This window comes from Candidatus Binatia bacterium, from assembly GCA_029243485.1.
Classification (GTDB): Bacteria; Desulfobacterota; Binatia; order UBA12015; family UBA12015; genus VGTG01.
The window spans coordinates 137,693-160,808 of record JAQWRY010000007.1 but is presented as its reverse complement, the minus strand read 5'-3'; the positions used below and the strand labels follow the sequence as shown (position 1 = coordinate 160,808).

The 23,116-nt window shown below is 65.6% G+C and carries 18 protein-coding genes; all 18 read right to left on the bottom strand.

Going from position 1 to position 23,116, the window contains the following annotated elements:
- Positions 1 to 43 precede the first annotated feature (43 nt).
- The 18 genes from P8R42_04430 to P8R42_04345 all read right to left on the bottom strand — a co-directional run bounded on the left by P8R42_04430 (position 44) and on the right by P8R42_04345 (position 23,112).
- Complete coding sequence (locus tag P8R42_04430; protein MDG2303896.1) at positions 44 to 1,219, bottom strand: FAD-dependent monooxygenase; 1,176 nt, start codon at positions 1,217 to 1,219, stop codon at positions 44 to 46.
- Positions 1,186 to 1,599: a cobalamin B12-binding domain-containing protein gene (locus P8R42_04425; protein MDG2303895.1), complete on the bottom strand. Its 414-nt coding sequence runs from the start codon at positions 1,597 to 1,599 to the stop codon at positions 1,186 to 1,188. Before P8R42_04425 ends, P8R42_04430 begins: the two co-directional genes overlap by 34 nt.
- Before the next feature lie 2 nt (positions 1,600 to 1,601).
- On the bottom strand, positions 1,602 to 2,375 hold the full coding sequence (locus P8R42_04420) for an enoyl-CoA hydratase-related protein (GenBank protein ID MDG2303894.1): 774 nt from the start codon (positions 2,373 to 2,375) through the stop codon (positions 1,602 to 1,604).
- Between the two features lie 11 nt (positions 2,376 to 2,386).
- Positions 2,387 to 3,334 carry a class II fructose-bisphosphatase gene (gene glpX, locus P8R42_04415; protein ID MDG2303893.1) on the bottom strand — a complete coding sequence of 316 codons (948 nt, stop codon included), beginning with the start codon at positions 3,332 to 3,334 and terminating at the stop codon, positions 2,387 to 2,389.
- Entirely contained in the window at positions 3,334 to 4,692 is a 1,359-nt protein-coding gene (locus P8R42_04410; protein ID MDG2303892.1) for a homoserine dehydrogenase, read from the bottom strand. Before P8R42_04410 ends, glpX begins: the two co-directional genes overlap by 1 nt.
- Positions 4,679 to 5,905: an alanine transaminase gene (gene alaC / locus P8R42_04405; protein MDG2303891.1), complete on the bottom strand. Its 1,227-nt coding sequence runs from the start codon at positions 5,903 to 5,905 to the stop codon at positions 4,679 to 4,681. Before alaC ends, P8R42_04410 begins: the two co-directional genes overlap by 14 nt.
- An 83-nt stretch (positions 5,906 to 5,988) precedes the next feature.
- Positions 5,989 to 8,535: an ATP-dependent DNA helicase RecG gene (gene recG / locus P8R42_04400; GenBank protein ID MDG2303890.1), complete on the bottom strand. Its 2,547-nt coding sequence runs from the start codon at positions 8,533 to 8,535 to the stop codon at positions 5,989 to 5,991.
- A gap of 3 nt (positions 8,536 to 8,538) precedes the next feature.
- Complete coding sequence (gene carB / locus P8R42_04395) at positions 8,539 to 11,778, bottom strand: carbamoyl-phosphate synthase large subunit (GenBank protein ID MDG2303889.1); 3,240 nt, start codon at positions 11,776 to 11,778, stop codon at positions 8,539 to 8,541.
- A gap of 4 nt (positions 11,779 to 11,782) precedes the next feature.
- On the bottom strand, positions 11,783 to 12,928 hold the full coding sequence (gene carA / locus P8R42_04390; protein MDG2303888.1) for a glutamine-hydrolyzing carbamoyl-phosphate synthase small subunit: 1,146 nt from the start codon (positions 12,926 to 12,928) through the stop codon (positions 11,783 to 11,785).
- Positions 12,925 to 14,259 carry a dihydroorotase gene (locus P8R42_04385; protein ID MDG2303887.1) on the bottom strand — a complete coding sequence of 445 codons (1,335 nt, stop codon included), beginning with the start codon at positions 14,257 to 14,259 and terminating at the stop codon, positions 12,925 to 12,927. Before P8R42_04385 ends, carA begins: the two co-directional genes overlap by 4 nt.
- A complete protein-coding gene (locus P8R42_04380) occupies positions 14,252 to 15,259 on the bottom strand; it encodes an aspartate carbamoyltransferase catalytic subunit (GenBank protein MDG2303886.1) in 1,008 nt (335 codons plus the stop codon). The genes P8R42_04385 and P8R42_04380 overlap by 8 nt, the downstream gene beginning before the upstream one ends.
- Positions 15,260 to 15,262: 3 nt before the next feature.
- Positions 15,263 to 15,889, bottom strand: a complete 627-nt coding sequence (pyrR, locus tag P8R42_04375; protein ID MDG2303885.1) for a bifunctional pyr operon transcriptional regulator/uracil phosphoribosyltransferase PyrR — start codon at positions 15,887 to 15,889, stop codon at positions 15,263 to 15,265.
- Between the two features lie 98 nt (positions 15,890 to 15,987).
- The gene (locus P8R42_04370) at positions 15,988 to 17,229 is read right to left on the bottom strand and encodes a S1 RNA-binding domain-containing protein (protein ID MDG2303884.1); all 1,242 of its coding nucleotides are present in this window, start codon (positions 17,227 to 17,229) and stop codon (positions 15,988 to 15,990) included.
- 30 nt (positions 17,230 to 17,259) lie between these two features.
- A complete protein-coding gene (locus P8R42_04365; protein ID MDG2303883.1) occupies positions 17,260 to 18,612 on the bottom strand; it encodes a nucleotide sugar dehydrogenase in 1,353 nt (450 codons plus the stop codon).
- A 54-nt stretch (positions 18,613 to 18,666) separates the two neighbouring features.
- Positions 18,667 to 19,266, bottom strand: a complete 600-nt coding sequence (gene lepB / locus P8R42_04360) for a signal peptidase I (protein ID MDG2303882.1) — start codon at positions 19,264 to 19,266, stop codon at positions 18,667 to 18,669.
- A gap of 59 nt (positions 19,267 to 19,325) precedes the next feature.
- A complete protein-coding gene (gene lepA, locus P8R42_04355; protein MDG2303881.1) occupies positions 19,326 to 21,125 on the bottom strand; it encodes a translation elongation factor 4 in 1,800 nt (599 codons plus the stop codon).
- Positions 21,126 to 21,194: 69 nt separating this feature from the next.
- Positions 21,195 to 22,121 (bottom strand): NAD-dependent epimerase/dehydratase family protein, encoded by a 927-nt coding sequence (locus P8R42_04350; protein MDG2303880.1) that lies wholly within the window; start codon positions 22,119 to 22,121, stop codon positions 21,195 to 21,197.
- A gap of 31 nt (positions 22,122 to 22,152) precedes the next feature.
- Complete coding sequence (locus P8R42_04345) at positions 22,153 to 23,112, bottom strand: SDR family oxidoreductase (protein MDG2303879.1); 960 nt, start codon at positions 23,110 to 23,112, stop codon at positions 22,153 to 22,155.
- Positions 23,113 to 23,116: the final 4 nt, after the last annotated feature.

Below are 23,116 nucleotides of genomic sequence, written 5' to 3'. Positions count from 1 at the left end.
GCGCGGGCCCCAGAGCGATGCCACCGTCCCCGTGGCCGCCCCTTCAGGGAGCCTCCGGGGGCGCCGAAACCGTCGGATTCCAGAGCCCTACACCGTTGTACCAATTCATCCCGATTCGCTGCGCAGTCCGGCTGAGGCGAGCCACCCGGAACCAGAGATCGCTTCTCGGGCCGTAGAAGAGTCTCGCGGCCAGAGCGAGCCTTCGCAACTTCTTTCCCAGGGGCGATCCCGCCACCCGGGCCTGATACCGGGAGAAGCGCAAATCGCCCGCGAGGAAGCCCTCCTGGAGCTCCCGGGCGGCCATTTGGCCGTATTCCAGGGCGAAGGAGATCCCCTCCCCCAGGAGCGGATCCACCCCGGCCGCATCGCCCACCAGCAGGACGCCGGGGGCCGCCAGCGGACGTCCAGCCTCGTACAGGCGTATCGGGTGCGCCTTGCGGTCCGCGATCCCACCACTGCGACCGTCGAGGATCCCGGCCAGCCGCTCGCCCTCGCCTCGGCGGCGGACCGAATAGGCTCCAACGTTCCAATGCGGCCGGCCGTCGATCCAACACGGAAACGACCAGGCGTACCCGGCCAGGCCGTCGGGCACGTCACGAAAATCGAACTCGTAGATGTCCGGCGCCACGTCCCCCGCAATGGGAACGTCGCACATGATCGCGCGCGCCACCCAGCCTTCGTCCGGGTCGACGAGCCGTCGGCGGAGAAGGCTCCCCGCGCCGTCGGCCGCGACGACCGCACGCGCATCGATCGGGCCGTCACTCGTGTCGAGGCGGATGACGTCACCGCGGCGTTCCGCGCCGCGCACTCGCACGCCGGTGCGCACCTCGGTCCCGCGATCCCGTGCCGCAGACAGGAGCATGTCATCGAACTCCCGGCGTCGGATCACCCAGCAGCACCCACCCGCGGCCACTTCGATCGCACCGCCTCCGCCGGCCTCGACCCGCGCGTGGTCAACCCGGACCGCCGGCACCGACAGCGACAGATCGACGCTTTCCAACAGGCCGAGCGTCATGGGAATCAGCCCACCCGCGCAGGTCTTGTCGCGCGGGAACTCGGCTCGGTCGAGAATCAGCGCCCTCGCAGCAAGTTCCGGCGCCGCTTTCTGTAGAGCCAGCGCCGTCCCCGAACCGGCGGGGCCACCCCCGACGATGACGATGTCACGCTGTTCGACGGATTCCGCCATCAGCCGCGCGTGCGGACGTTCGAGCGAATCCACTCCACGATTTCGTCAGTCGTCGCACCAGGCGTGAAGATACGGGACACCCCCTCTTTCGACAGCGCGGTGATGTCGTCCACCGGAATGATCCCTCCACCGAACACAACGATGTCTGCGGCGTCGCGCGCGGCGAGTAGCTCGATGACCGCCGGGAACTGCACCCGGTGGGCGCCCGACAAAACCGACAGCCCGACGGCGTCGACGTCCTCCTGGAGGGCTGCCTCCACGATCATCTCCGGCGTCTGGTGGAGACCGGTGTAGATGACCTCCATCCCGGCGTCGCGCAGGGCGCGAGCAATGATCTTCGCCCCCCTGTCATGGCCATCGAGGCCGGGCTTGGCGACCAGTATTCGAAGCGGACGTTTCGTTTGGCTCTTCATCATCAGCGTCCCTGGAACGTCGGCGTGCGCTTCTCGAGAAACGCGTTCAGACCTTCCCGACAATCGTCGGAAGCGAACACGCCAGCGAAGCCCTCGATCTCGACTCGCGCGGCGGTGCGAGCATCACTCACTTCTGCCGCCGCCATCGCCGCCTTGGCTCGCCGCACGGCCAAGGGCGGCCGGCTGGCCAACTCCGCAGCCCAGGCAGAGGCACCGGCATCGAGTTCCTCTGGAGCAACCACCTTGTTCACGAGGCCCGCGGCCAGGGCTTCCTGCGCACCGATCAGTCGGCCGCTGTAGATGAGATCCCGCGCCGCGCCGAGACCGATCCGACGGACCAGGCGGGAACAGCCCCCGAAACCCGGCAGAAGGCCCAGGTTGGTTTCGGGTTGGCCAAACCGAGCTTTCTCGCTCGCAATCGCGAGATCACAAGAGAGCAGGAGTTCGCAGCCGCCGCCGAGCGCGGCGCCCTGGACGACCGCCACTTGAAGACTCGGCAACGCCTCGAGCGCATCGAACGTTTCATGCCCGAGTTCCGAGAACGTCCTCGCTTCCTCGGGGCTCATCTTCGACATCGCAGCAATGTCGGCGCCCGCGACGAACACGCGGTCACCCGCGCTGCGAACGAGAACGACTCGCGCCGGCTCACGCGCGAGCGTCTGCACGTGCACGCGCAGTTCCGACAAGGTTTCGGCGTCGAGCGAGTTCATCGCGCGCGGCCGATCGATCCGGAGCGTGGCGATATCGCCGCTGCGCTCGAGGCTTGCGTTTCCCATGGGGCGGACTCCTAGTACTCGGGTTTCAAATCGAAGTGGTGGAAGGCCTCGATCCAGCGGACCGTTCGGCTCTGCGATCGCATCACGACCGAGTTCGTCGTCGCGCCGCCCCGCTGGAACTGCACGCCTTTCAGAAGGTGCCCGTTGGTGACGCCGGTGGCCGCGAACATGACGTTCTCCCCGATCAAATCGGGTGCGCGAAAGATTCGCGCCTGATCCGTGATTCCGGCATCGGTGAGACCCATCACCTCGTCGCTGGTCATCGGCTTGAACCGTCCCTGGAACTCGCCTCCGAGACACTCCAACGCCCCGGCTGCCAAGACGCCCTGCTGCGCGCCGCCGATTCCCATCACGATGTCGATGCCCGAATCGGGTCGAGCGGTCGCGATGGCCGCGGACAGATCGCCGTCGGCCAGCAGCTGGACACGCGCTCCCGCCCTCCGGACCTCATCGATCAACCGCGAATGGCGCGGTCGGTCGAGGAGAACCACCGTGAGATCCTGCACGTACACGCCCTTCGCTTCGGCGAGGGCCTGCAGGTTGTCTGTGGGTGAGCGATCGAGGTCGACCACCCGCCGCCCCGCCGGGCCCACGGCGAGCTTCTCCATATACGTTTCGGGACAGCTGAGAATCCGGCCACGCTCCCCAATCAGAATTAGGGAAAGCGCATTGGCCCCACCCGTCGCACAGACGGTCGCGCCTTCCAGCGCGTCGAGGGCGACATCGATCGACACGGTCTCGGACCCGCCACCGATGTGCTGACCGACGTGGAGATCGCCCTCCTGCCCCTCTCCGATGACGATCACGGCCTCCGCGTTGATCGCGCCGAAGGCTTTCCTCATCGCCTGCGCGGCGGCGGCATCCACCGCCGCCGCGTCCCCGCGACCCATCAACCGCGCCGACTCGAGCGCCGCGGCCTCGGTGACGCGGACGACCTCCATTGCGAGATTGCGATCCATTAGCCCGGATTTTCTTCGATCCGGATGGCCACGGGCGTCCCCTTGATCGTCTTCAGAGCGGCGACCTTCGCAAGCGCGCGACGTAGGTCTCGCTCACGCGTCTCGTGCGTGCGGAACACCATCGGAACGGCTCCGTCGCTCTTTCGGCCCCGTTGCACTACTGACTCCACCGAGATGCCCGCCCGACCGAGATGCCCGGCGACCTCCGCGAGCACGCCCGGCTGATCCTTCGCCTGGATCCGCAGGTAGTACTCGCTGACGACGTCGCCGATCGGCCGCACGCGGGCCTTCTGAAGGTCCCGAGCGGCGAAGCCGAGCGGAGGAAGCCGCGGGCCGCCGAGGCCCAACCGATCGCGGGCCAGGTCCAGGATGTCGCCGACGACCGCCGTCGCTGTAGGCATCATGCCCGCACCTGCGCCGTAGTACATGCTCGGGCCCAGTGCGTCCCCGTGGAGACAGACCGCGTTCATCGCACCGTCGACGCCCGCGAGCAGGTTGCTGGTCGGGATCATGGTCGGGTGCACGCGGGCTTCGATCGAGTCGTCGAGCTGCTTCGCGATCGCGAGAAGCTTGATCTCGTACCCGAGCTCCTTCGCGTAGGCCATGTCCAGCTCATCGACCTCGCGAATCCCCTCGGTGTGGATCGCGTCCAGGGGGATGTGCACGCCGAAGGCGAGCTGCACGAGGAGCGCCAGCTTGTGCGCAGCGTCAATTCCGTCGACATCGTACGTCGGATCGGCTTCAGCCAGGCCGGACGCTTGAGCGGCCGCGAGAACCTCGGAGAACCCATCTCCCTTCGCCGCCATCGTGCTCAGGATGTAGTTCGACGTCCCGTTCATGATGCCGAAGACTGCGGAATGACGATCCCCCCCGAGCGCCTCACGCAGCGTGCGGATGATCGGGATGCCGCCCCCCACACTCGCCTCGAAACCGAACCCGACACCCGCCGCCTCGGCCGCGGTGAAGATCTCGCGACCGTGATGCGCGAGAAGCGCCTTGTTCGCCGTCACGACGGCCTTGCCGTTCGCGATGGCTTCGAGGACAAAGGTCCGGGCCGGCTCCAGGCCGCCGATCAGCTCGACCACGATGTCGATGTCCGGGTCCTTCAGGACCGCCTTCGTATCTTTGGTGAGGAGGCTCTTCGGAACCCGCACGCTGCGCTTGCTCGTGAGATCGAGATCCGCGACCCGCGCCAGTTCCAACGGTGCGCCGAGACGATCCGAGAGTGCGTCGTGTGACCCTCGCATCATCTTGATCACACCCGATCCGATGGTGCCCCAGCCGATGAGTGCCACGCGCACACGACGCTGACCCGGCTTTCCCGACGGTGCCCGCCGACTCCGATCAGCTCTTGCCATGGTCTTCCGCCTCGTCCGCAATCGAGTTCGCCTGCGGCGCGCCACCGAGCCCCAGTGCCCGCCTCATGCCTCGGACCGCCTGACGGGTCCGGTGTTCGTTCTCAATGAGCGCCATACGCACGTAATGATCTCCGTATTCACCGAAGCCAATCCCCGGTGACACGGCCACCTTCGCCTCGCTCAGGAGGAACTTCGAAAACTCCAGGGAACCACGTTCCTTCCACTCGTCCGGGATCTCCGCCCAGACGAACATCGTGGCCGGCGGCCGCGGCACGTTCCATCCGGAACGGGTGAGCCCGTCGCACAGCACGTCGCGACGGGAACGATACACGCCTCGAATTTCATCGAGACACTCCTGCGGCCCGTTCAGGGCCGCGATCGCCGCGATCTGCACCGGCTGGAAGATACCGTAATCGAGATAGCTCTTCATCCGAGCAAGCGCGGCAATGAGTTCCGGGTTCCCGACTGCGAAACCTACGCGCCAACCGGGCATGCTGTAGCTCTTGGACAGAGAGAAGAACTCGACGGCGATCTCTTTGGCCCCGGGCACCTGCAGAATGCTCGGCGGCTCGTATCCGTCGAAGACGATGTCGGCGTACGCGAGGTCATGCACGACATACATCTCGTGCTCGCGTGCGAAATCGACGATTCGCTGGAAGAAATCGAGGTCGACGACTTCGGTCGTCGGGTTGTGCGGGAAGTTCAAGATGAGGAACTTCGGGCGCGGCCACGTCTGACGCGTGGCCTCGACGAGGTTCTCGAAGAAGTCTTGCCCGGGCCCGAGGGGAACCGACCGCAGATCGCCGTTGGCGATGATCACCGCGTACTGGTGAATCGGGTAAGTCGGGGTCGGGGCGAGAACAACGTCGCCCGGGCCGAGGACAGCCAGCGCCAGATGCGCGATCCCCTCTTTAGATCCGATCGTCACGATGGCTTCGCTGTCCGCGTCGAGATCTACGTTGTAGCGACGGCGGTACCAATCGCAGATCGCGAGACGGAGCTTGTAGATCCCGCGCGACACCGAGTAGCGGTGATTCTGCGGCTTCTGAGCCGCCTCGATGAGCTTCTCGACGATGTGCGGCGGCGTGGGCTGATCCGGGTTCCCCATCCCGAAATCGACGATGTCCTCCCCACGGGCTCGCGCCGCCACCTTGAGACCTCCGATCACGTCGAACACGTAGGGCGGCAACCGCTTGATTCGCGGGAAATCCATAGCCCAGTCGTTAGCACACGGCTCTGTTCCCGGAAAAAGGCCTACCGCACCAGCGTTTCGAACCCCTCGGAAGCGGCCCCCGGCTACCCGACCCGGGCCAACCCGAGACGCCCCGCCCAGCGCGCGTCCAGGAGCTTCGCGATCGCCCGGGAGGACTCTCCGCCGAGCGTGGGGTCCCCCTTCAGGATCTCCTCGGCGAGCCCACGGGCGTCTCGGAGGATCCCCGCGTCGCGCAGGAGACTGGCCACCCGGAAATCCGGAACCCCGGCCTGCCGTGTCCCGAGGAGCGCCCCCGGTCCGCGGATCTCGAGGTCGGCCTCCGCGATCCGCAGACCATCGCTGGTCTCGGTCATCACGCGCAGACGCTCCTTCGCCTCGTTCGACTGGGCATAGTCGGCGATGAGGATACAGTACGCTGCATCGCTCCCCCGGCCGACGCGACCGCGGAGCTGATGCAGTTGCGACAAGCCGAACCGCTCCGCGTGCTCGATGACGATCACGCTCGCATTCGGCACATCGATCCCAACCTCGATGACGGTCGTGGCGACGAGGATGTCGTACTCGCCATCGCGGAAGGCGCGCATGACCGCGTCTCGTGCCGCCGATGCCATCCGGCCGTGCACAAGTGCAACACGAAAGTCCGCAAACGGACCGCTCGCAAGCTCCTCCGCCGCGGACGTCGCATCCCGCAGGTCGGTCTTCTCGGATTCCTCGACGAGTGGGTACACGACGTACGCCTGACGCCCTGCCGCGACCTCGTCGCGAACCGTCTCGTAGGCACGCGAGCGATGCGATGCACCGAACAACTGAGTCGTGACCGGCTTTCGACTAGGCGGCAGCTCATCGATCGTCGACAGGTCGAGATCACCGTAGACGCTCAGAGCCATCGTCCGCGGAATCGGAGTGGCAGTCATGAGAAGGACGTCTGGTGGAAGTTCCCCCTCCGCCTTGGAGAGCGCGGCCCTCTGCATCACGCCGAAGCGGTGCTGCTCGTCGATCACCGCGAGGCCGAGCCGCCCGAATCGAACCTGATCCTGGATCAGCGCATGCGTTCCAACCGCGAGCCCTGGCCGCCCCTCCGCAAGTTCGGCGAGCGCCGCCCGCCGTTCCGTGGTCGGGGTCTCACCGGTGAGCGTCCACAACCCCACGTCGAGGCCCCCGGCGACCTTCTGCACGGTCCGCCAATGCTGCTCCGCGAGCAACTCGGTCGGAGCCATCAAGACCGCTTGGTAGCCCGCCTCGATCGCACGCAGCGCGGCCGCGACCGCGATGACGGTCTTCCCGCTCCCGACGTCGCCCTGCAGAAGGCGGTGCATGGGCCGCGCGGCCTCCATGTCCGCACGGATCTCGCTCAGAACGCGCTCTTGCGCGCCCGTCAGGGCGAACGGCAGCTCCGACAGCAATCGGTCCGCCAACACCCCCGGTACGGAGAACCCGATCCCGGCCTGCCGGGCTACCGTCGCCTTGCGCAGCAAGAGGCCGAGCTGCACGAAGAACAGCTCGTCGAAGATGATCGCGCGGTGGCAGGCCGAGCCACCGCGGGCGAGGTCCTCGACGTCCTCCTCTCCTTCGGGTGCGTGCACGCACTCGAACGCGTCCGTCAGATCCCGGAGCCCCAGACGCTCGCGATGTGCGACCGGCAGCGTGTCCGGGATCGTCTTCGCATGCTGGCGGATGGCAGCGTGAGCGATCCGCCGCATGGCCGAGGCCGGCATCGCCGTCGGCTTCTCGTACACCGGCACGATGCGCGGGGCGGAGCTGCTCTCTCCTTCGTCGGCGGCCTCCATCTCGGGGTGCACCATTCGGAGAGACACGTCGTGTCCTCGCTCGACGCGCCCGTGGACGAGCCAACGCGATCCCTCCTTCAGCCGCGACCGGAAGTACCGGATCTGGTGGTACCAGACGAGCTCGACCACGCCGGTTTCGTCCCGGCCGATCGCGCGGAGCACGCGGCGTCCGCGCCGACCGAACGAGCGATCGTCGACACCCGAGAGAGTGAGCGTGGTGGTAGCCGCCTCCCCTTCGCGGAGGTCCTCGACCAGCGCCAGCTTCCTGCGATCCTCGTAACGGAACGGGAGGTGGTACAGGACGTCCTCAACCGTCTCGAGACCATACTTCGACAGCTCCTTCCCCCGCGCCGGACCCACCCCGGACAAGCTCGTCACCGGAAGTGCGAGAGCCGCCAGATACGCGTCGATCGCGCCTTCCGATGCCGGCGCAACGCGCTGATGCTCCACCCGAACCGGGGCCTCAGCTGCGCTCGTCGCTGTGGCCGCTGCCACTCTCGTCGCCGTGGACGTGGCCGGCCCCGGCGCTGGCTTGGTCGGCGTAGCGGTCGGCCCGGGCGTCGGTTGCGGCGGTCCAGCGTCGTCACCTGCGATCGTGCGCAGTAGCTCCAGCGCACGATCGAGGAGCTTCGTCTCCTGACGCGCCTCGGCGTCGTCGAGGCGCCTGAGGATGTCGGCCAGTTCCGCGAGCCGGGGCTCGGCGGATTCCAGAGTCTCGATCCGCTTCAGCCAGGCCGCAACCGGCAGACGCGTCCGCGCGCGCTGACCAGCATCCGCTTCGCGCAGGAAACTCAGCGGCCGCGCGGCACTTGAAACCAGGTCGGCGAGCGGGTCGCTCGGCAAGGGTCAGGCGCCTCGCGCTCTCGCGGCGGACGCGTGGTACTCTTGGAGCGTTCGAACTTCGAGCGGACCACCGGAGCGCTCCGCACTCGCCTCAGCCGCGGCAACCGCTCCTTCGATCGTCGTCACGTAGGGCGTCCGGGTCTCGAGGGTCGTGCGCCGCAGCGAGAAGGAGTCGACGATCGACTGCGGCGACGACGTCGTGTTCACCACGAGTGCGACGCGGCCATCGCGCAACGCGTCGACGATGTGCGGCGAGCCCTCGTGCACCTTGTTCACCCCTTCGCATTCGACGCCGGCGGCGCGCAGATGCCCTCCGGTTCCGTGCGTCGCGAGGAGTTGGAAACCCGCTTCGGCGAACCGCCGCGCAACGGGCAGAATGCGATCTCGGTCCTCTTCGCGAACGCTCACAAAGACAGTACCCGACGCGGGAAGCTCACTGCTCGCACCGTCGGCGGCCTTCAAGAAGGCTCGCGCGAACGTGCGATCAATTCCCATCACCTCACCGGTGGATTTCATCTCGGGTCCGAGCAGCGTGTCCACGCCCGGGAACTTCAGGAACGGAAACACCGACTCCTTCACCGATACGTGCTCGGGAATGATCTCCTCCGTCACGCCCTGCTCGGCGAGCGACTTCCCACCCATGACCCGGGCCGCCACCTTCGCCAGGGGTCGTCCGATTGCCTTGGAAACGAACGGCACCGTCCGTGAAGCGCGCGGGTTCACCTCGAGAACGTAAACGGTGTCCGCCTGCACGGCGAACTGGATGTTCATCAGACCGATGACTTCGAGTTCTCGGGCAAGCGCGACCGTCTGACGACGAATCTCCGCAAGGGTGTCCGCGGACAGACGCTGCGGCGGAAGTGCGCACGCCGAGTCGCCGGAGTGAACTCCCGCAGGCTCAATGTGCTCCATGACCCCGCCAATGACTACGTCGGTCCCATCGGAGACGCAGTCGACGTCGATCTCGATCGCATTGTTCAGGAATTTGTCGACGAGCACCGGGTGGTCCGGCGAGGCACTGACGGCGCGGTCCATGTAAGATCGAAGCCCCTCTTCGTGGGCCACAATCTCCATGGCGCGACCGCCCAGCACGTAGCTCGGTCGCAGAAGGACCGGATAGCCGATCCTCTTCGCGATGACGGACGCTTCCTCGACCGACCGGGCGGTTCCGTTCTCGGGCTGGTGGAGTCCCAGATTCTCCAAGAGTTCCTTGAAGCGTTCGCGATCTTCGGCGCGATCGATTGCGTCGGGACTCGTCCCGATGATCGGCGCGCCCGCCCGCTCGAGGTCCACCGCCAGCCGCAAGGGGGTCTGGCCCCCGAACTGCACGATGACACCGTAGGGCTTCTCCTTCTCCACGATCGCCAGGACATCCTCCAGCGTGAGCGGCTCGAAGTACAGTTTGTCCGACGTGTCGTAGTCGGTGGAGACGGTCTCCGGGTTGCAGTTGACCATGATGGTCTCGAACCCGTCTTCCTTCAGTGCGAACGCCGCGTGGACGCAGCAGTAGTCGAACTCGATGCCCTGCCCGATCCGGTTCGGCCCGCCGCCGAGGATCATGATCTTACGCCGATCGGTCGGCGACGATTCGCACTCTCCCGGCTCATACGCCGAATAGAAGTACGGCGTGTACGCTGCGAACTCCGCCGCGCACGTATCCACCGTCTTGTAGACCGGGGTGATACCGAGGCGCTCGCGAGTCTTTCGGATCACGTGCCGGTCCGTTCCCAGGAGCGCCCCGAGGCGGCGATCCGAGAAGCCCAGACGCTTCGCCGCGGCCAGCCCGGCCGCTCCGTCGCGCTCGAGGCCCGCGAGACCCAGCTCGCCGATCTCCGCCTCTGCCGTGACGAGATCCTCGATGTTGCGCAAGAACCAGGGGTCGATGCGGGAGAGATCGTGGATCTCCTCCTGCCCCCAACCGCGGCGGAATGCATCCGCGACGAGCAGCAACCGCTGCGGGTTCGGCACCTGCAGGCGATCGCGCAAAGTCTCGTCGGTCATGTCGCCGGCCGTCGGCTCCAGGCCGGCGATCCCGATTTCCATCGAGCGAAGCGCCTTGTGCAAGCTCTCCTTGAACGTGCGACCGATTGCCATGGCTTCGCCGACCGACTTCATCTGAGACGTCAGGTGATCGTCCGCCTGCGGGAACTTCTCGAACGTGAACCGGGGAATCTTCGTAACGACATAGTCGATCGAGGGTTCGAACGACGCCGGTGTCTCTCGCGTGATGTCGTTCTTGAGCTCGTCGAGCGTGAAGCCGACGGCGAGTTTGGCCGCGATCTTCGCGATCGGGAAACCGGTCGCCTTCGAGGCGAGGGCCGAGCTGCGCGACACGCGCGGGTTCATCTCGATGACGACCATGCGACCGGTCTTGGGATCCGTCGCGAACTGGATGTTCGAGCCGCCAGTGTCGACCCCGATCTCTCGGATGATCGCGATCGAGGCGTCACGCAGGATCTGGTATTCCTTGTCGGTGAGCGTCTGAATCGGCGCGACCGTGATCGAGTCGCCGGTATGAACGCCCATCGGGTCGAGGTTCTCGATCGAGCAGATGATCACGACGTTGTCCGCGTGATCTCGCATCACCTCGAGTTCGAACTCCTTCCACCCGGCGATGGACTCCTCGACGAGGACCTCGCTGTGCGGCGAGAGATCGAGGCCCCAGGCCGCGAGCTCGTCGAACGCCTTCTGATCGGAAGCGAATCCGCCTCCCATGCCACCGAGTGTCCGAGACGGTCGAATGATCACCGGAAAACCGAGATCGCGCTGCACCGCCTGAGCTTCGGCCAACGTCCGGGCGTAACCCGAGCGCGGCACTTCGAGGCCAATCGCGTGCATCGCGTTCTTGAAGAGGTCCCGGTCTTCCGCCTTCTTGATCGCGGCCGTATTCGCCCCGATCATCTCGACGCCGTACTTGTCCAGAATCCCGGCTTCGGCGATCTCGAGGGCCAGATTCAAACCGGTCTGCCCACCGATCGTCGGCAGCACCGCGTCCGGGCGTTCGCGCTCGATGATCTTCTCGAGGATCTCCAGAGTCATCGGCTCGACGTACGTCGCGTCCGCGAAATCCGGATCCGTCATGATCGTCGCCGGGTTCGAGTTCACCAGCACGACGCGGTAACCCTCGCTGCGCAAAGCCTTGCACGCCTGGGCGCCCGAGTAGTCGAACTCGCACGCCTGGCCGATAACGATCGGCCCGGAACCGATCAGAAGAATGGTTTTGATGTCGTCGCGCCGCGGCATGCTGTCAGCCCTTCGCCCGGTCGATCATGTCGGCAAACCTCGCGAAGAGGTACGCCGACTCCCGTGGGCCGGGCGAGGCCTCGGGGTGATACTGCACAGAAAAGAGCGGCAACGCCTCGTGGGCGAGCCCCTCTACGGTACCGTCGTTCAAGTTCAGGTGACTCACCGCACCAACACCGCGAAGAGACTCGGCGTCTACCGCGAATCCGTGGTTCTGCGACGTAATCTCCACTTTGCCCGTCGAAAGATCCTGCACCGGGTGGTTTCCCCCGTGGTGACCGAACGGAAGCTTGAAGGTCCGACCACCGAGAGCCAGCGAGAGAACCTGGTGGCCGAGGCAAATCCCGAAAAGCGGGACCGCGCCCACCAACTCCGCGATCTCTCCCCGCGCCGTCTCCACGGCGGCCGGGTCACCAGGCCCATTCGACAGGAAGATGCCATCCGGCTTCATCTCGAGAACTTCTCGAGCGGGTGTCGCCGCCGGAACCACGCGCACACGGCAGCCGGCATCCACCAAATTGCGCAGAATGTTTCTCTTCAGCCCGAAATCGTAGGCGACGACGAAGCGCTCGAGATCCTTGCCACGACGGTAGCCAGCCCCGAGGGTCCAGCCCCCCTCGTCCCAATCGTAGGGCTCGGTGCAGGTCACGCGCGAAGCGAGGTCCTGCCCCTCGAGCCCCGGGACGGCCGCCGCGCGGCGGAGCACGTCTGCCTCGTCGTAGTCGCCGCTCGAGATGATCGCGGGCTGCGCGCCCACATCCCGGATGTGCCGAACGAGAGCGCGAGTGTCGATGTCTTCGATGCCCACGATCCCGTGCTCACGCATGTACGCGTCGAGTGACTGCTGTGCGCGCCAACTCGACGGCTGCGGCCAGTACTCGCGAACGATGAACCCACCGACGTGCGGCTTGCCAGACTCGACGTCCTCGTCGTTCACGCCAACGTTGCCAATCTCCGGGTATGTCATCGCGACGAGTTGGCCCTCGTAGGACGGGTCCGTGAGGATCTCCTGGTATCCGGCCATGGACGTGTTGAACACGACCTCGCCCGATACCTCCCCGGTCGCGCCGAACGCACGCCCGCGGAACGCGCGGCCGTCGGACAACGCGAGAATCGCCGGAGTGCGGTTCGCTGCCAATCCCAGACTCAAGCGCTTCTCCTCTGTCCGACCGAACTCACCGCCTGGCGGCCATCGTGGGCGACTCGGCCGCCAACGAGGCTGACGAGAGCGCGCCCGCGCATCGGCCAGGTGCCGAACGGTGTGTTCCTGCTCTTGCTCTTCAGTGACATCGGATCGAACGTCCATTCCAGTTCGGGGTCGACCACCGCGACATCCGCGACAGCCCCCACTTCCAGGCGGCCCCCCGGCAGCCGTAGAATTCCAGCCGGCTCGCTCGTAATCTTCGCGACCGCGGTCGGCAAATCAAGCACGCCCTCGCGGACCAGCCGCATCGTCAGCGGCAGCAGCGACTCCAGCCCTACCACCCCGTGCTGAGCGCAGTCGAACTCCACATCCTTCTCGTCTCGGTGATGCGGAGCATGGTCGGTCGCGATCGCATCGATCGTACCGTCCCGCAGCCCCTCGCGCAGGGCATCCCGATCGAGCTCTGTCCGCAGCGGCGGAGCCATCTTCGCGTTGGTGTCGTAGTGCCCAACCGCTTCGTCCGTGAGCCACAGATGGTGCGGGGTCACCTCCGCCGTCACCTGGACACCCGCCGCCCGTGCGGCGCGTACACGACGAACGGAGCCCGCCGCACTCACGTGGGCGATGTGGAGGCGCCCGCCCGTCAGCTGCGCGAGCGCGATGTCCCGCGCAACCATCACCTCTTCCGCCTCGGCCGGGATACCCCGGAGGCCCAGGCGAAGTGAAACGGCCCCCTCGTGCATGACGCCGCCCGCGGCCAGCGCCGGATCCTCCGCGTGGTCGATGACCGGAATGTCGAAGAGCTTCGCGCACTCCAGCGCCCGCCGCATCAGCTCAGCGTCCGCGACAGGGCGGCCGTCATCCGACACCGCGACGATGCCCGCGTCGTGCATGCCCGCAAACTCGGCGAGGATCTTCCCTTCGAGTCCGATCGAAACGGCGCCGATCGGATACACCCGTGCACCTTCGGCGACCCGTGCCCGCTCCAAGATGAAGCGTGTGACCGCGGGCGTGTCGTTGACCGGGCGCGTATTGGCCATGCAGGCGACGCTGGTGACGCCGGCGCTGACGGCGGCCTTCGCCCCGCTCTCGATGGTCTCCTTGTACTCGAACCCGGGCTCGCGGAGATGCACGTGCATGTCGACGGCGCCGGGCAACACGAGAAGGCCCGTCGCATCGATCGTCTCGATCCCGTCGCCGGCATCGGGAACGCCGTCGCCGATCGCGGTCACGGTGCCGTTCTCGACGAGAACGTCCGCTTGCGTCTCCTTGAGCTTTCTCGGGTCCACGACGGTCCCGCCGACGATCCGAATCGGCCTGCTGCCCGTATCACTCACCAGTCGCCGCCCTCTGCAGCACGCTCGCCTCAGACGTGGCCTCGGCGCTCGCTTCGTCGTCGCTTTCACTGGAACCGGACCGGCGACGGCCGACCAGGACGTACAGGGTCGCCATCCGGACCGCGACGCCGTTGGTGACCTGGTCCATGATTACCGAATAGGGACCGTCCGCGACCGTGCTGGAAATCTCCACGCCGCGGTTCATCGGACCGGGGTGGAGAATGATGACGTCGCGCTTCGCCTTCGCAACGGCGTCCGCCGACAGGCAGTAGAGGCGGGAGTACTCGTCGAGCGAGGAGAAGTACCGCCCGGTCATGCGTTCGCGCTGGATGCGGAGCATCATGATGACGTCGGCCCCGCGCACGCCTTCGTGGAGATCGTGCACCAACTCGGCGCCGAGGTCCGCGAAATACGGCGAGACGAGCGACGGCGGCCCGACGAAGCGAACGTGCGCTCCCATCGTGCGAAGTCCGTGCAGATTCGATCGCGCGACTCGGCTATGGAGAAGGTCGCCGACGATCGCCACCGTGAGCCCTTCGATCTGGCCCTTGTGCTCGCGAATCGTGAGGAGGTCGAGAAGCGCCTGCGTCGGATGCTCGTGCTGGCCGTCGCCCGCGTTGATGATCGGGCAGTCCACGTGTCGCGCAAGCAAGTCCGGCGCACCAGACGACGGGTGCCGAACGACGATGGCATCGGGGCGCATCGCCGCGAGATTCCGCGCCGTGTCGCTCAGGGTCTCGCCCTTGGCCGTCGATGAAGCCTCTACGCTCAGATTCACGGTGTCGGCAGAGAGCCTCTTCGCGGCGATCTCGAACGACGTGCGCGTCCGCGTGCTCGGCTCGTAGAAGAGATTCACGACGGTGCGCCCACGGAGCGCAGGCACCTTCTTGATCTCGCGTTCCGAGACTTCCTTGAACGACTCGGCGGTATCCAGGAGGAACGTCAGCTCGTCCGCCGTCAGTCCCTCGAGCCCGAGCAGGTGCGGTCTTTCGAACAGCATTCCTCAAGCCCTCCCGGTCGCGCCTACGGGACCCTTACCCGGCGAGGCCAAGGGGGCACCCGGCCGGAGGAGTGCCGGCCCGGGCAGAATCGCGACCTCGTCGACGCCTTCCGATTCGGCCAGGCGGACCTGAACGTTCTCCGACCGCTGGGTCGGAAGATTCTTGCCGACGTAGTCGGCGCGGATCGGCAACTCGCGGTGGCCCCGGTCGACGAGCACCCCCAGCTGGATCGCCTGCGGACGCCCGAAGTCCATCAGGGCATCCAGCGCAGCGCGAACTGTGCGCCCAGTGAAGAGGACGTCATCGACCAACAGAATCGTCCGGCCGTCGACTTCCCAGGGGATGTCGGTGATCTGGACGGGAGCGTGATCGGCACCCCGGTGGAGATCGTCGCGATACAGAGTGATGTCCATCGCGCCGAACGGGACGTCCGCCCCTTCCAACCGGCGGATTTCGGCCTGCACGCGCCGGGCGAGAACGTCCCCTCGGGAGCGGATACCGACGATGCCGAGGCCGTCGATGCCCTTGTTGCGCTCGACGATCTCGTGGGCAATTCTAACGAGCGCTCGCTGCAGGCCCGCCGCGTCCATCACCACACGTCTGCTGACGTGGTCGGTCTCTTCGCTCATACCTGACCTTTCCGGACCTCTCTGGATCCGATTAAAAGGTGTGTGTTGAGTCTTCGGTACTCCCCGGCAGTGAGGCTGTCAACGCGGACTAGCCGGAATCAACTCCCCTTCTTGGCCCGGGCGCTCTGCAGCAGGTCGCCAAACGTGGAAAGACTCTCGATGGACTGACTCTGAGAGTGGCGCGCGATCTCCTCCTGCTCTTCCCGGCGTTGGGCCCGCTTGCGCGAAAGGCGCGCGCGCCGCCCGCCGGCTTCGACTCGCGCGACCTCGGCCTCGATCTCCGTCCCGCGCGGGAACTCGGCTTTGTGGTCCGCCCCACGCGGCGTACCCATCTCCGCATTCGGGATCACGCCGAGTTGGCCGGGCCCCAACCGTACAAGAACGGCCCCGGCCTGGACCTCTTCGACTCGACCGGTGACGTTCGTGCCAGCCTTCAGCGGCAGCGGCTCTACCCGCTCGCCGGCAGCCAGCCCTCCGGGCGCCGGCGCGAGCGAAATCCGGTGACGTACCAGGTCCACGTCGAGGACCAGGACAGCCATGAGCGCGCCGCCCTTCGAGGCCTCTTCCAGCTTAGCCAGAGCGCCCTTCGGGAGCTCGCTGTCGTGCAGCAAGCCCTCCAGCCCCGGAGCCAGCTCTACGAACGCCCCGAACTCCGAGACCCGCAGGATCCGACCGTCGGCCACCTGCCACGGCTGGAATTGATCGGCGGCGCGGGTCCACGGATCTTCCTGTGCCCCTTTGATGCTGAGCCCGATCCGCCCTGTGGACCGCCCCGCTCGGCGCCCCTTCCCACCCTTCCCGCCCTTCTGGTCCTTCCCGCCCTTCTGGTCCTTCGAGTCCTTCTGGTCCTTCTGGTCCTTCGAGTCGTTGCCGACGCGAAGCACCCGAACGTCGACCACCTGGCCGACCTCCAGCACATCCGCCGGCTTCTCGATCCGCCGATGGGAGACCTCGGACACGTGGACCATTCCCTCGATGCCGCCCAGGTCGATGAAGGCGCCAAAGTCGGTCAATCGAGAGACGCGTCCACTCAGGACCGCCCCGGCGACGATCTGACGTCGCAGATCGCTCGTGCGCTCACGCGCCTCGCGCTCGAGGAGTTTGCGTCGAGAGAGCTTCAGCCGCGACGAATCGTCGGGCGTGCCGAGGACCGCGAAATCGAACTCTCGATGCAGGAAGGAGGACGCATCGGTTACCCGCCTCGCATCGATCTGCGAGAGCGAACAGAACCCGGGGCCGCGGTCGGTCTCGACTTCGAAGCCGCCCTTTACCAAGCCGGCAATCCGACCCCGCACGATCTGCGGGCCGGCTGCTTCTGTTGGACCCTTGTCTGCGGGCATCCGGTCCTCCTACCAGCCTGGTCCCCTCGATCAGGCGGACTCGGCGAGCTTTACCGGATTCGCGAATGGATCCGGCGCACCGAGCTTGATAATGCGCTCGGAAAAACGGCCTTCCAGCCCGCGCGTAGCGTTCCGCGTGTCGACCACGAGGCGCGAGCACGAAGTAATCCACGGGATGTCGAAGGCGTTGTGGTCCGTCAAAATCACGGCGCAGTCCGCGAGCCGCAGCGTATCCTCCGAGAGCGGTACGCAGGCCATCGAACCCGACTCCAACACCAGCTCTGGGACGTACGGATCGTGATAGCTCACACGCGCGCCACGGTCCTCGAGCAGCTTGATGACAGAGAGGGCCGGCGACTCACGCATGTCGCTCACGTCCTTCTTGTAAGCGACACCGAGCGCGAGAATCCGGGAGCCCTTTACCGATCGGCCGTGATGATTGAGGCCGGCCGTGACCTTCTCGACCACGAGCTGAGGCATCTGCTGATTAACCTCTGCGGCGAGCGCAATGAAGCGGGCCGTGAAGTCGTGCGCCTTCAGCTTCCAGGCGAGGTAGTGCGGATCGATCGGAATGCAGTGACCGCCCAGACCGGGTCCCGGGTAGAACGGAAGGAATCCGAACGGCTTCGTGGCCGCGGCGTCGATGACCTCGTAGGCATCCACGCGGAGGACGTCGCACATCGACGCGAGTTCGTTCACCAGGGCGATGTTCACACTGCGGAACGTGTTCTCGAGAAGCTTCACCATCTCGGCGGTGCGCGCCGACGAAACCGGAACGACCGTCTCGATGAACTGCGAGTACAGCGCCACTGCGAGTTCGGTGCAGCGCGGCGTGATCCCACCGACGACCTTCGGCGTGTTGCGCGTGCCGTGCGTCTTGTTGCCTGGGTCGATGCGCTCGGGCGAGAACGCGAGGTAGAACTCGCGACCAGCCCTCAGCTGATCGTTTTCGAGCTCTGCGCGGATCAGCTCGTCCGTCGTACCCGGATACGTCGTGCTCTCGAGGACGATGAGTTGGCCCGCTCGGAGGTGCTTCTTGATCGAGGCGACGGCGTCGAGGATGTACGAGACGTCGGGGTCCTTGGTCTTGGACAGCGGCGTCGGAACACAGATGCTGATCGTGTCGACGTCGGCAAGCGCCGAAGGGTCGGTCGTCGCCGAGAGCCGCCCCTCGCTGACGTGCTTGGCCAGGACCTCAGTGGGAACGTCCGGAATGTACGAGTTCCCCTCGTTGATCTCTTTGACCTTACGCGGGTCGGCATCGATGCCCACCACGGTGAAGCCGGCTTCGGCCATTTCCATCGTCAGGGGAAGCCCGACATACCCCAGGCCGATGACTGCGACCTTCGCACTTCGCGACGTTAGCTTTTCACTCAGCTGCATTTCGTCCTCCCGCAATTCCGTTCGCGGATGAAATCCCGCTCGGCCGGCGCACGTTCAGCGAACCAGGCTACCCAGGCGCTCAAAGCGTACCCAGGTCTCCTCGCCGTTCCATGACCAATAGATGATGAATGCCTTACCCTTGATGTCCTCAAACGGGACGAAGCCCCAAAACCGCGAGTCGAAGCTATGATCGCGATTGTCGCCCATGACGAAAACGTGCCCTTCGGGCACCGTAACCGGGCCGAAGTTGTCTCGGACACCGGGTTCCACCCCCTTCGTATACTGGGCATAGGGTTCGTCGGATCTATCGACCGCTTTTCCGTTCCGGTATAGCTGCTTTTGTCGAATCTCGATGACGTCGCCCGGCGCTCCCACGATTCGCTTGATGAAGTCCTTGTCGCGGTCCTCCGGGTAGACGAAGACGATGATATCCCCCTCTTCCGGTTCAAAAAAGCTCAGGAATCGGGTTCCGATGACCGGGACCCGAATCCCGTACAGGAGCTTGTTGACCAGGAGGTGGTCGCCGATCTGGAGGGTCGGAAGCATGGACCCCGAGGGGATCTTGAAGGCCTGGACGAAAAAGGTCCGGATGAACAGGGCCAGCGCCAGGGCGACGATCAGTGCCTCGGCGTACTCGCGAAAGGTCGACTTCACCTTCGGTCCGGACGCCTCCGGGGCCTGGGCGCCCTTGCGCTTGCCCGAGCCGGACGCGCTCAATTTTCCACCTTCAGGACCGCCAGGAAGGCCTCCTGCGGAATCTCCACACGTCCGACCTGCTTCATCCGCTTCTTACCTTCCTTCTGTGCTTCCAGGAGCTTCCGCTTCCGACTGATGTCGCCGCCGTAGCACTTCGCGGTCACGTTCTTGCGCATCGCCTTCACGGTCTCGCGGGCGACGATCTTCGTCCCAATCGACGCCTGGATGGCGACCTCGAACATCTGCCTCGGTATGAGTTCCTTCATCTTGAGTGCGAGCTCCCGGCCGCGCGGGTAAGCGCGGTCGCGGTGCACGATGAGCGAGAGGGCGTCGACGATATCTCCATTTATCCGAACGTCGAGCTTGACCAGATCACTGGGAATGAATCCCTGCAACTCGTAGTCGAGCGAGGCGTAGCCTTTCGAGACGGATTTCAGGCGATCGTAGAAGTCCACGACGACTTCGTTCAGGGGGATCTCGTAGGTCAGCACCGCGCGGTTCTCGCCCGCGTAGCGGATCCCCTTCTGCTCGCCGCGCTTCTCCTCACAGAGCTTGAGGACGCCGCCCAGGTACTCCGACGGGACGTGGATCGTCGCGTGAATGATGGGCTCTTCGATCTTCTCGATGTTGGTCGGTGGCGGGAGCTTCGCCGGGCTGTCCACCGCGATCACTTCTCCCGCGGTCGTCGTGACTTGGTAAGCCACGGTGGGGGCGGTCGTAATGAGGGTGAGGCCGAACTCGCGTTCGAGCCGCTCCTGCACGATCTCCATGTGCAGCAGGCCCAGAAAGCCGCAGCGAAAACCGAAGCCCAGCGCGAGCGAGCTCTCGGGCTCGTACGAGAACGACGAATCGTTCAGCTTGAGCTTCTCGACCGCGGTGCGGAGCGCCTCGTACTGCTTGGTGTCCGCCGGGTAGAGCCCACTGAACACCATCGCCTTCACGGCCTGGAAGCCCGGTAGCGGCAGCGGCGCCGACGGCTTCACGAGCGTGACCGTGTCGCCGATCTGCGCGTGCGCGATCTCCTTGATCGAAGCCATCAGGATTCCGACTTCACCGGGACCGAGGCTTTGGACCTGCGTGGGGCCGGGCGCGAGAACGGCCAGTCGCGTGACGTCGTAGTCGCGCTCGGCCGCCATCAATCGAACCCGGTCTCCGGTCTTCACCTCGCCGTTCACGACGCGCACCAGGATGACCGCACCGTGGTACGGATCGAACCACGAGTCGAAGATGAGCGCCTGGAGCGGCCCCTCCTTGTTGCCGGTCGGCGCCGGGACCTTCTCGACGACCCGTTCGAGAATCTCCTCGATGCCGATGCCCTGCTTCGCGCTCGCGCGAACCGCGTCGCTCGCGTCGAGCCCGATGACGTCTTCGATCTCCTGACAAACACGATCGGGATCGGCAGACGGAAGATCGATCTTGTTCAGAACGGGAATGATCTCGAGATCGTGATCGAGGGCGAGGTAGACGTTCGCGAGTGTCTGCGCTTCGACTCCCTGCGCCGCGTCGACGACCAGGATCGCGCCTTCGCACGCCGTGAGGCTGCGCGAGACCTCATAAGCGAAGTCGACGTGCCCGGGGGTGTCGATCAGGTTCAGGATGTACTCCTGGCCGTCTCTCGCCAGGTACGTGAGGCGGACGGACCGCGCCTTGATCGTGATGCCGCGCTCTCGCTCGAGATCCATGTCATCGAGGAGCTGCGCCTGCATGTCTCGGGACGTCACCGTGCCCGTGGTCTCGAGGAGCCGATCGGCCAAGGTGGATTTCCCATGGTCGATGTGGGCGATGATCGAGAAATTGCGGATGCGAGCCGGGTCCATCGAAACCGAAATCCTTACCAGACGAGCCCGCCGTGCGCCCGACCCCTCCCGCGAGAGCCGAGCGGCATCTCAGGCGTCTCGATTTCGGAAGAACTCCGCCGTCTGCCGGAGCCCGTCTGGGAGCGACGTCTCGGGGCGCCAAGAGAGCACCTCGCCCGCAAGTTTCGGGGAAATCGCACTACGGCTCTGCTCCCCGGGCTTGGCGGCCCCGTGCTCGGCAGGGAGGTCCTTGCCACACGCCTCGCAGATCCCCGCGTAGAGCTGATTCACGTCGGTCTCGATTCCCGTTCCGAAGTTGACCGAGCCGGACCAGTTGCTCTTGCTGAGCAACACGTTCCCACGGACGATGTCACTGACGAACACGTAGTCACGGGTCTGCTTCCCGTCGCCATTGATCGTCGAGGACTCTCCCGCGAGTACGCGCTGCGTGAAGATCGCCACGACGCCGGCTTCGCCATGCGGATCCTGACGGGGCCCGTAGACGTTCGCGTAGCGCATCGCCGCGTACTCCAGGCCGTACATCGCCTTGTAGCACGAGAGATAGAGCTCACTTGCCATCTTGCTCACGCCGTACGGACTCACGGGCGCGATCTCGTGCGTCTCGGGAGCGGGAAACTCGTCTTGCTCGCCATAGCCCGCCCCACCCGACGAAGCGAAGAGCACGCGACGCAGCCCATTCCCCCTCCCGGCTTCGAGAAGGTTCAGCAGACCGACAACGTTCACTTGCGCGTCGAAGGGCGGATCGGCCACCGAGCGTCGCACGTCCATCTGCGCGGCATGGTGCACGAGGACCTCGGGCCTCTCCTTCGCAAAGACCTCACGAATGCCCGCCGCATCACGTACGTCCACTTGATGGAACGTCGCCGCGTCCGGAACCTGATGACGTTTGCCGCCCGACAGATCGTCCACCACGACGACGTCGTTGCCCTCGGCAATCAACGCGTCCGACACGTTCGATCCAATGAACCCAGCTCCGCCCGTTACCAGGATCTTCATTCCGCCCCCCGCGCCCGCGGACGCCACCGCGTCAGTTCGATCGATCGCGCGAGAGCAATTCGCGGAAGTAGTCGACCGTCTTGCTCAGCCCGTCTTCGAGAGCGACCTGGGGAGACCACCCCAAGCGTTCCATGGCACGCCCGATGTCGGGCCGCCGAACCTGAGGATCATCCTTCGTGCGTTCGTCGGTGGGGGTCACATGGATCAACTCCGAGCCGCCGCCGGTCAGCTTCTGGACCGTCTGCGCGAACTCGAGGATCGTCATCTCATTCGGGTTCCCGAGATTCACCGGCTCGGCTTCATCGCACGCGAGCAGCCGCAGGATCCCATCGACGAGGTCGCTCACGTAGCAGAAGCTCCGCGTGCGGGACCCGTCATCATAGATCGTGAGGGCCTCCCCGCGCAGCGCCTGCGCAATAAAGTTGGTCACCACACGCCCGTCGTCGGGCCGCATCCGCGGACCGTAGGTATTGAAGATCCGGAAGATACGCGTGTCGAGCCCGTGGTAGCGGTGATAGGCCATCGTGATGGCCTCGGCGAAGCGCTTCGACTCGTCGTAGACGCCGCGCGGGCCGACCGGATTCACGTTCCCCCAGTAGTCCTCGGGCTGCGGATGGACGAGCGGATCTCCGTAGACCTCCGACGTCGACGCGAGCATGAACAGCGCGCCCTTGGCCCTCGCTAGGCCCAACGCCTTGTGCGTCCCCAGCGCCCCGACCTTCAGCGTCGGGATCGGCTTCTTCAGGTAGTCCACAGGACTGGGCAGCGAAGCCAGGTGCAACACGACGTCGAGCTCACCCTCGACGTAGAGATAGTCGACGACGTCATGCTTGATGAAACGGAACTGTTCGTTGCCTGCCAGGTGTTCGATGTTCCGCGGATGGCCGGTCGCCAGGTTGTCGATCGCGATGACGGAATGTCCCTCGGCCAACAGCCGATCCGCGAGGTGCGACCCGATGAAGCCGGCGCCGCCCGTAATCAGGATTCTCATTTGG

Excerpts from the sequence above, each read along its gene's own strand:
- P8R42_04425 (MDG2303895.1), bottom strand. The coding sequence starts at position 1,599 with ATGAAGAGCCAAACGAAACGTCCGCTTCGAATACTGGTCGCCAAGCCC.
- P8R42_04420 (MDG2303894.1), bottom strand. The coding sequence starts at position 2,375 with ATGGGAAACGCAAGCCTCGAGCGCAGCGGCGATATCGCCACGCTCCGG.
- glpX (MDG2303893.1), bottom strand. The coding sequence starts at position 3,334 with ATGGATCGCAATCTCGCAATGGAGGTCGTCCGCGTCACCGAGGCCGCG.
- P8R42_04410 (MDG2303892.1), bottom strand. The coding sequence starts at position 4,692 with ATGGCAAGAGCTGATCGGAGTCGGCGGGCACCGTCGGGAAAGCCGGGT.
- alaC (MDG2303891.1), bottom strand. The coding sequence starts at position 5,905 with ATGGATTTCCCGCGAATCAAGCGGTTGCCGCCCTACGTGTTCGACGTG.
- carB (MDG2303889.1), bottom strand. The coding sequence starts at position 11,778 with ATGCCGCGGCGCGACGACATCAAAACCATTCTTCTGATCGGTTCCGGG.
- P8R42_04380 (MDG2303886.1), bottom strand. The coding sequence starts at position 15,259 with ATGCTGTTCGAAAGACCGCACCTGCTCGGGCTCGAGGGACTGACGGCG.
- pyrR (MDG2303885.1), bottom strand. The coding sequence starts at position 15,889 with ATGAGCGAAGAGACCGACCACGTCAGCAGACGTGTGGTGATGGACGCG.
- P8R42_04370 (MDG2303884.1), bottom strand. The coding sequence starts at position 17,229 with ATGCCCGCAGACAAGGGTCCAACAGAAGCAGCCGGCCCGCAGATCGTG.
- P8R42_04365 (MDG2303883.1), bottom strand. The coding sequence starts at position 18,612 with ATGCAGCTGAGTGAAAAGCTAACGTCGCGAAGTGCGAAGGTCGCAGTC.
- lepA (MDG2303881.1), bottom strand. The coding sequence starts at position 21,125 with ATGGACCCGGCTCGCATCCGCAATTTCTCGATCATCGCCCACATCGAC.
- P8R42_04350 (MDG2303880.1), bottom strand. The coding sequence starts at position 22,121 with ATGAAGATCCTGGTAACGGGCGGAGCTGGGTTCATTGGATCGAACGTG.
- P8R42_04345 (MDG2303879.1), bottom strand. The coding sequence starts at position 23,112 with ATGAGAATCCTGATTACGGGCGGCGCCGGCTTCATCGGGTCGCACCTC.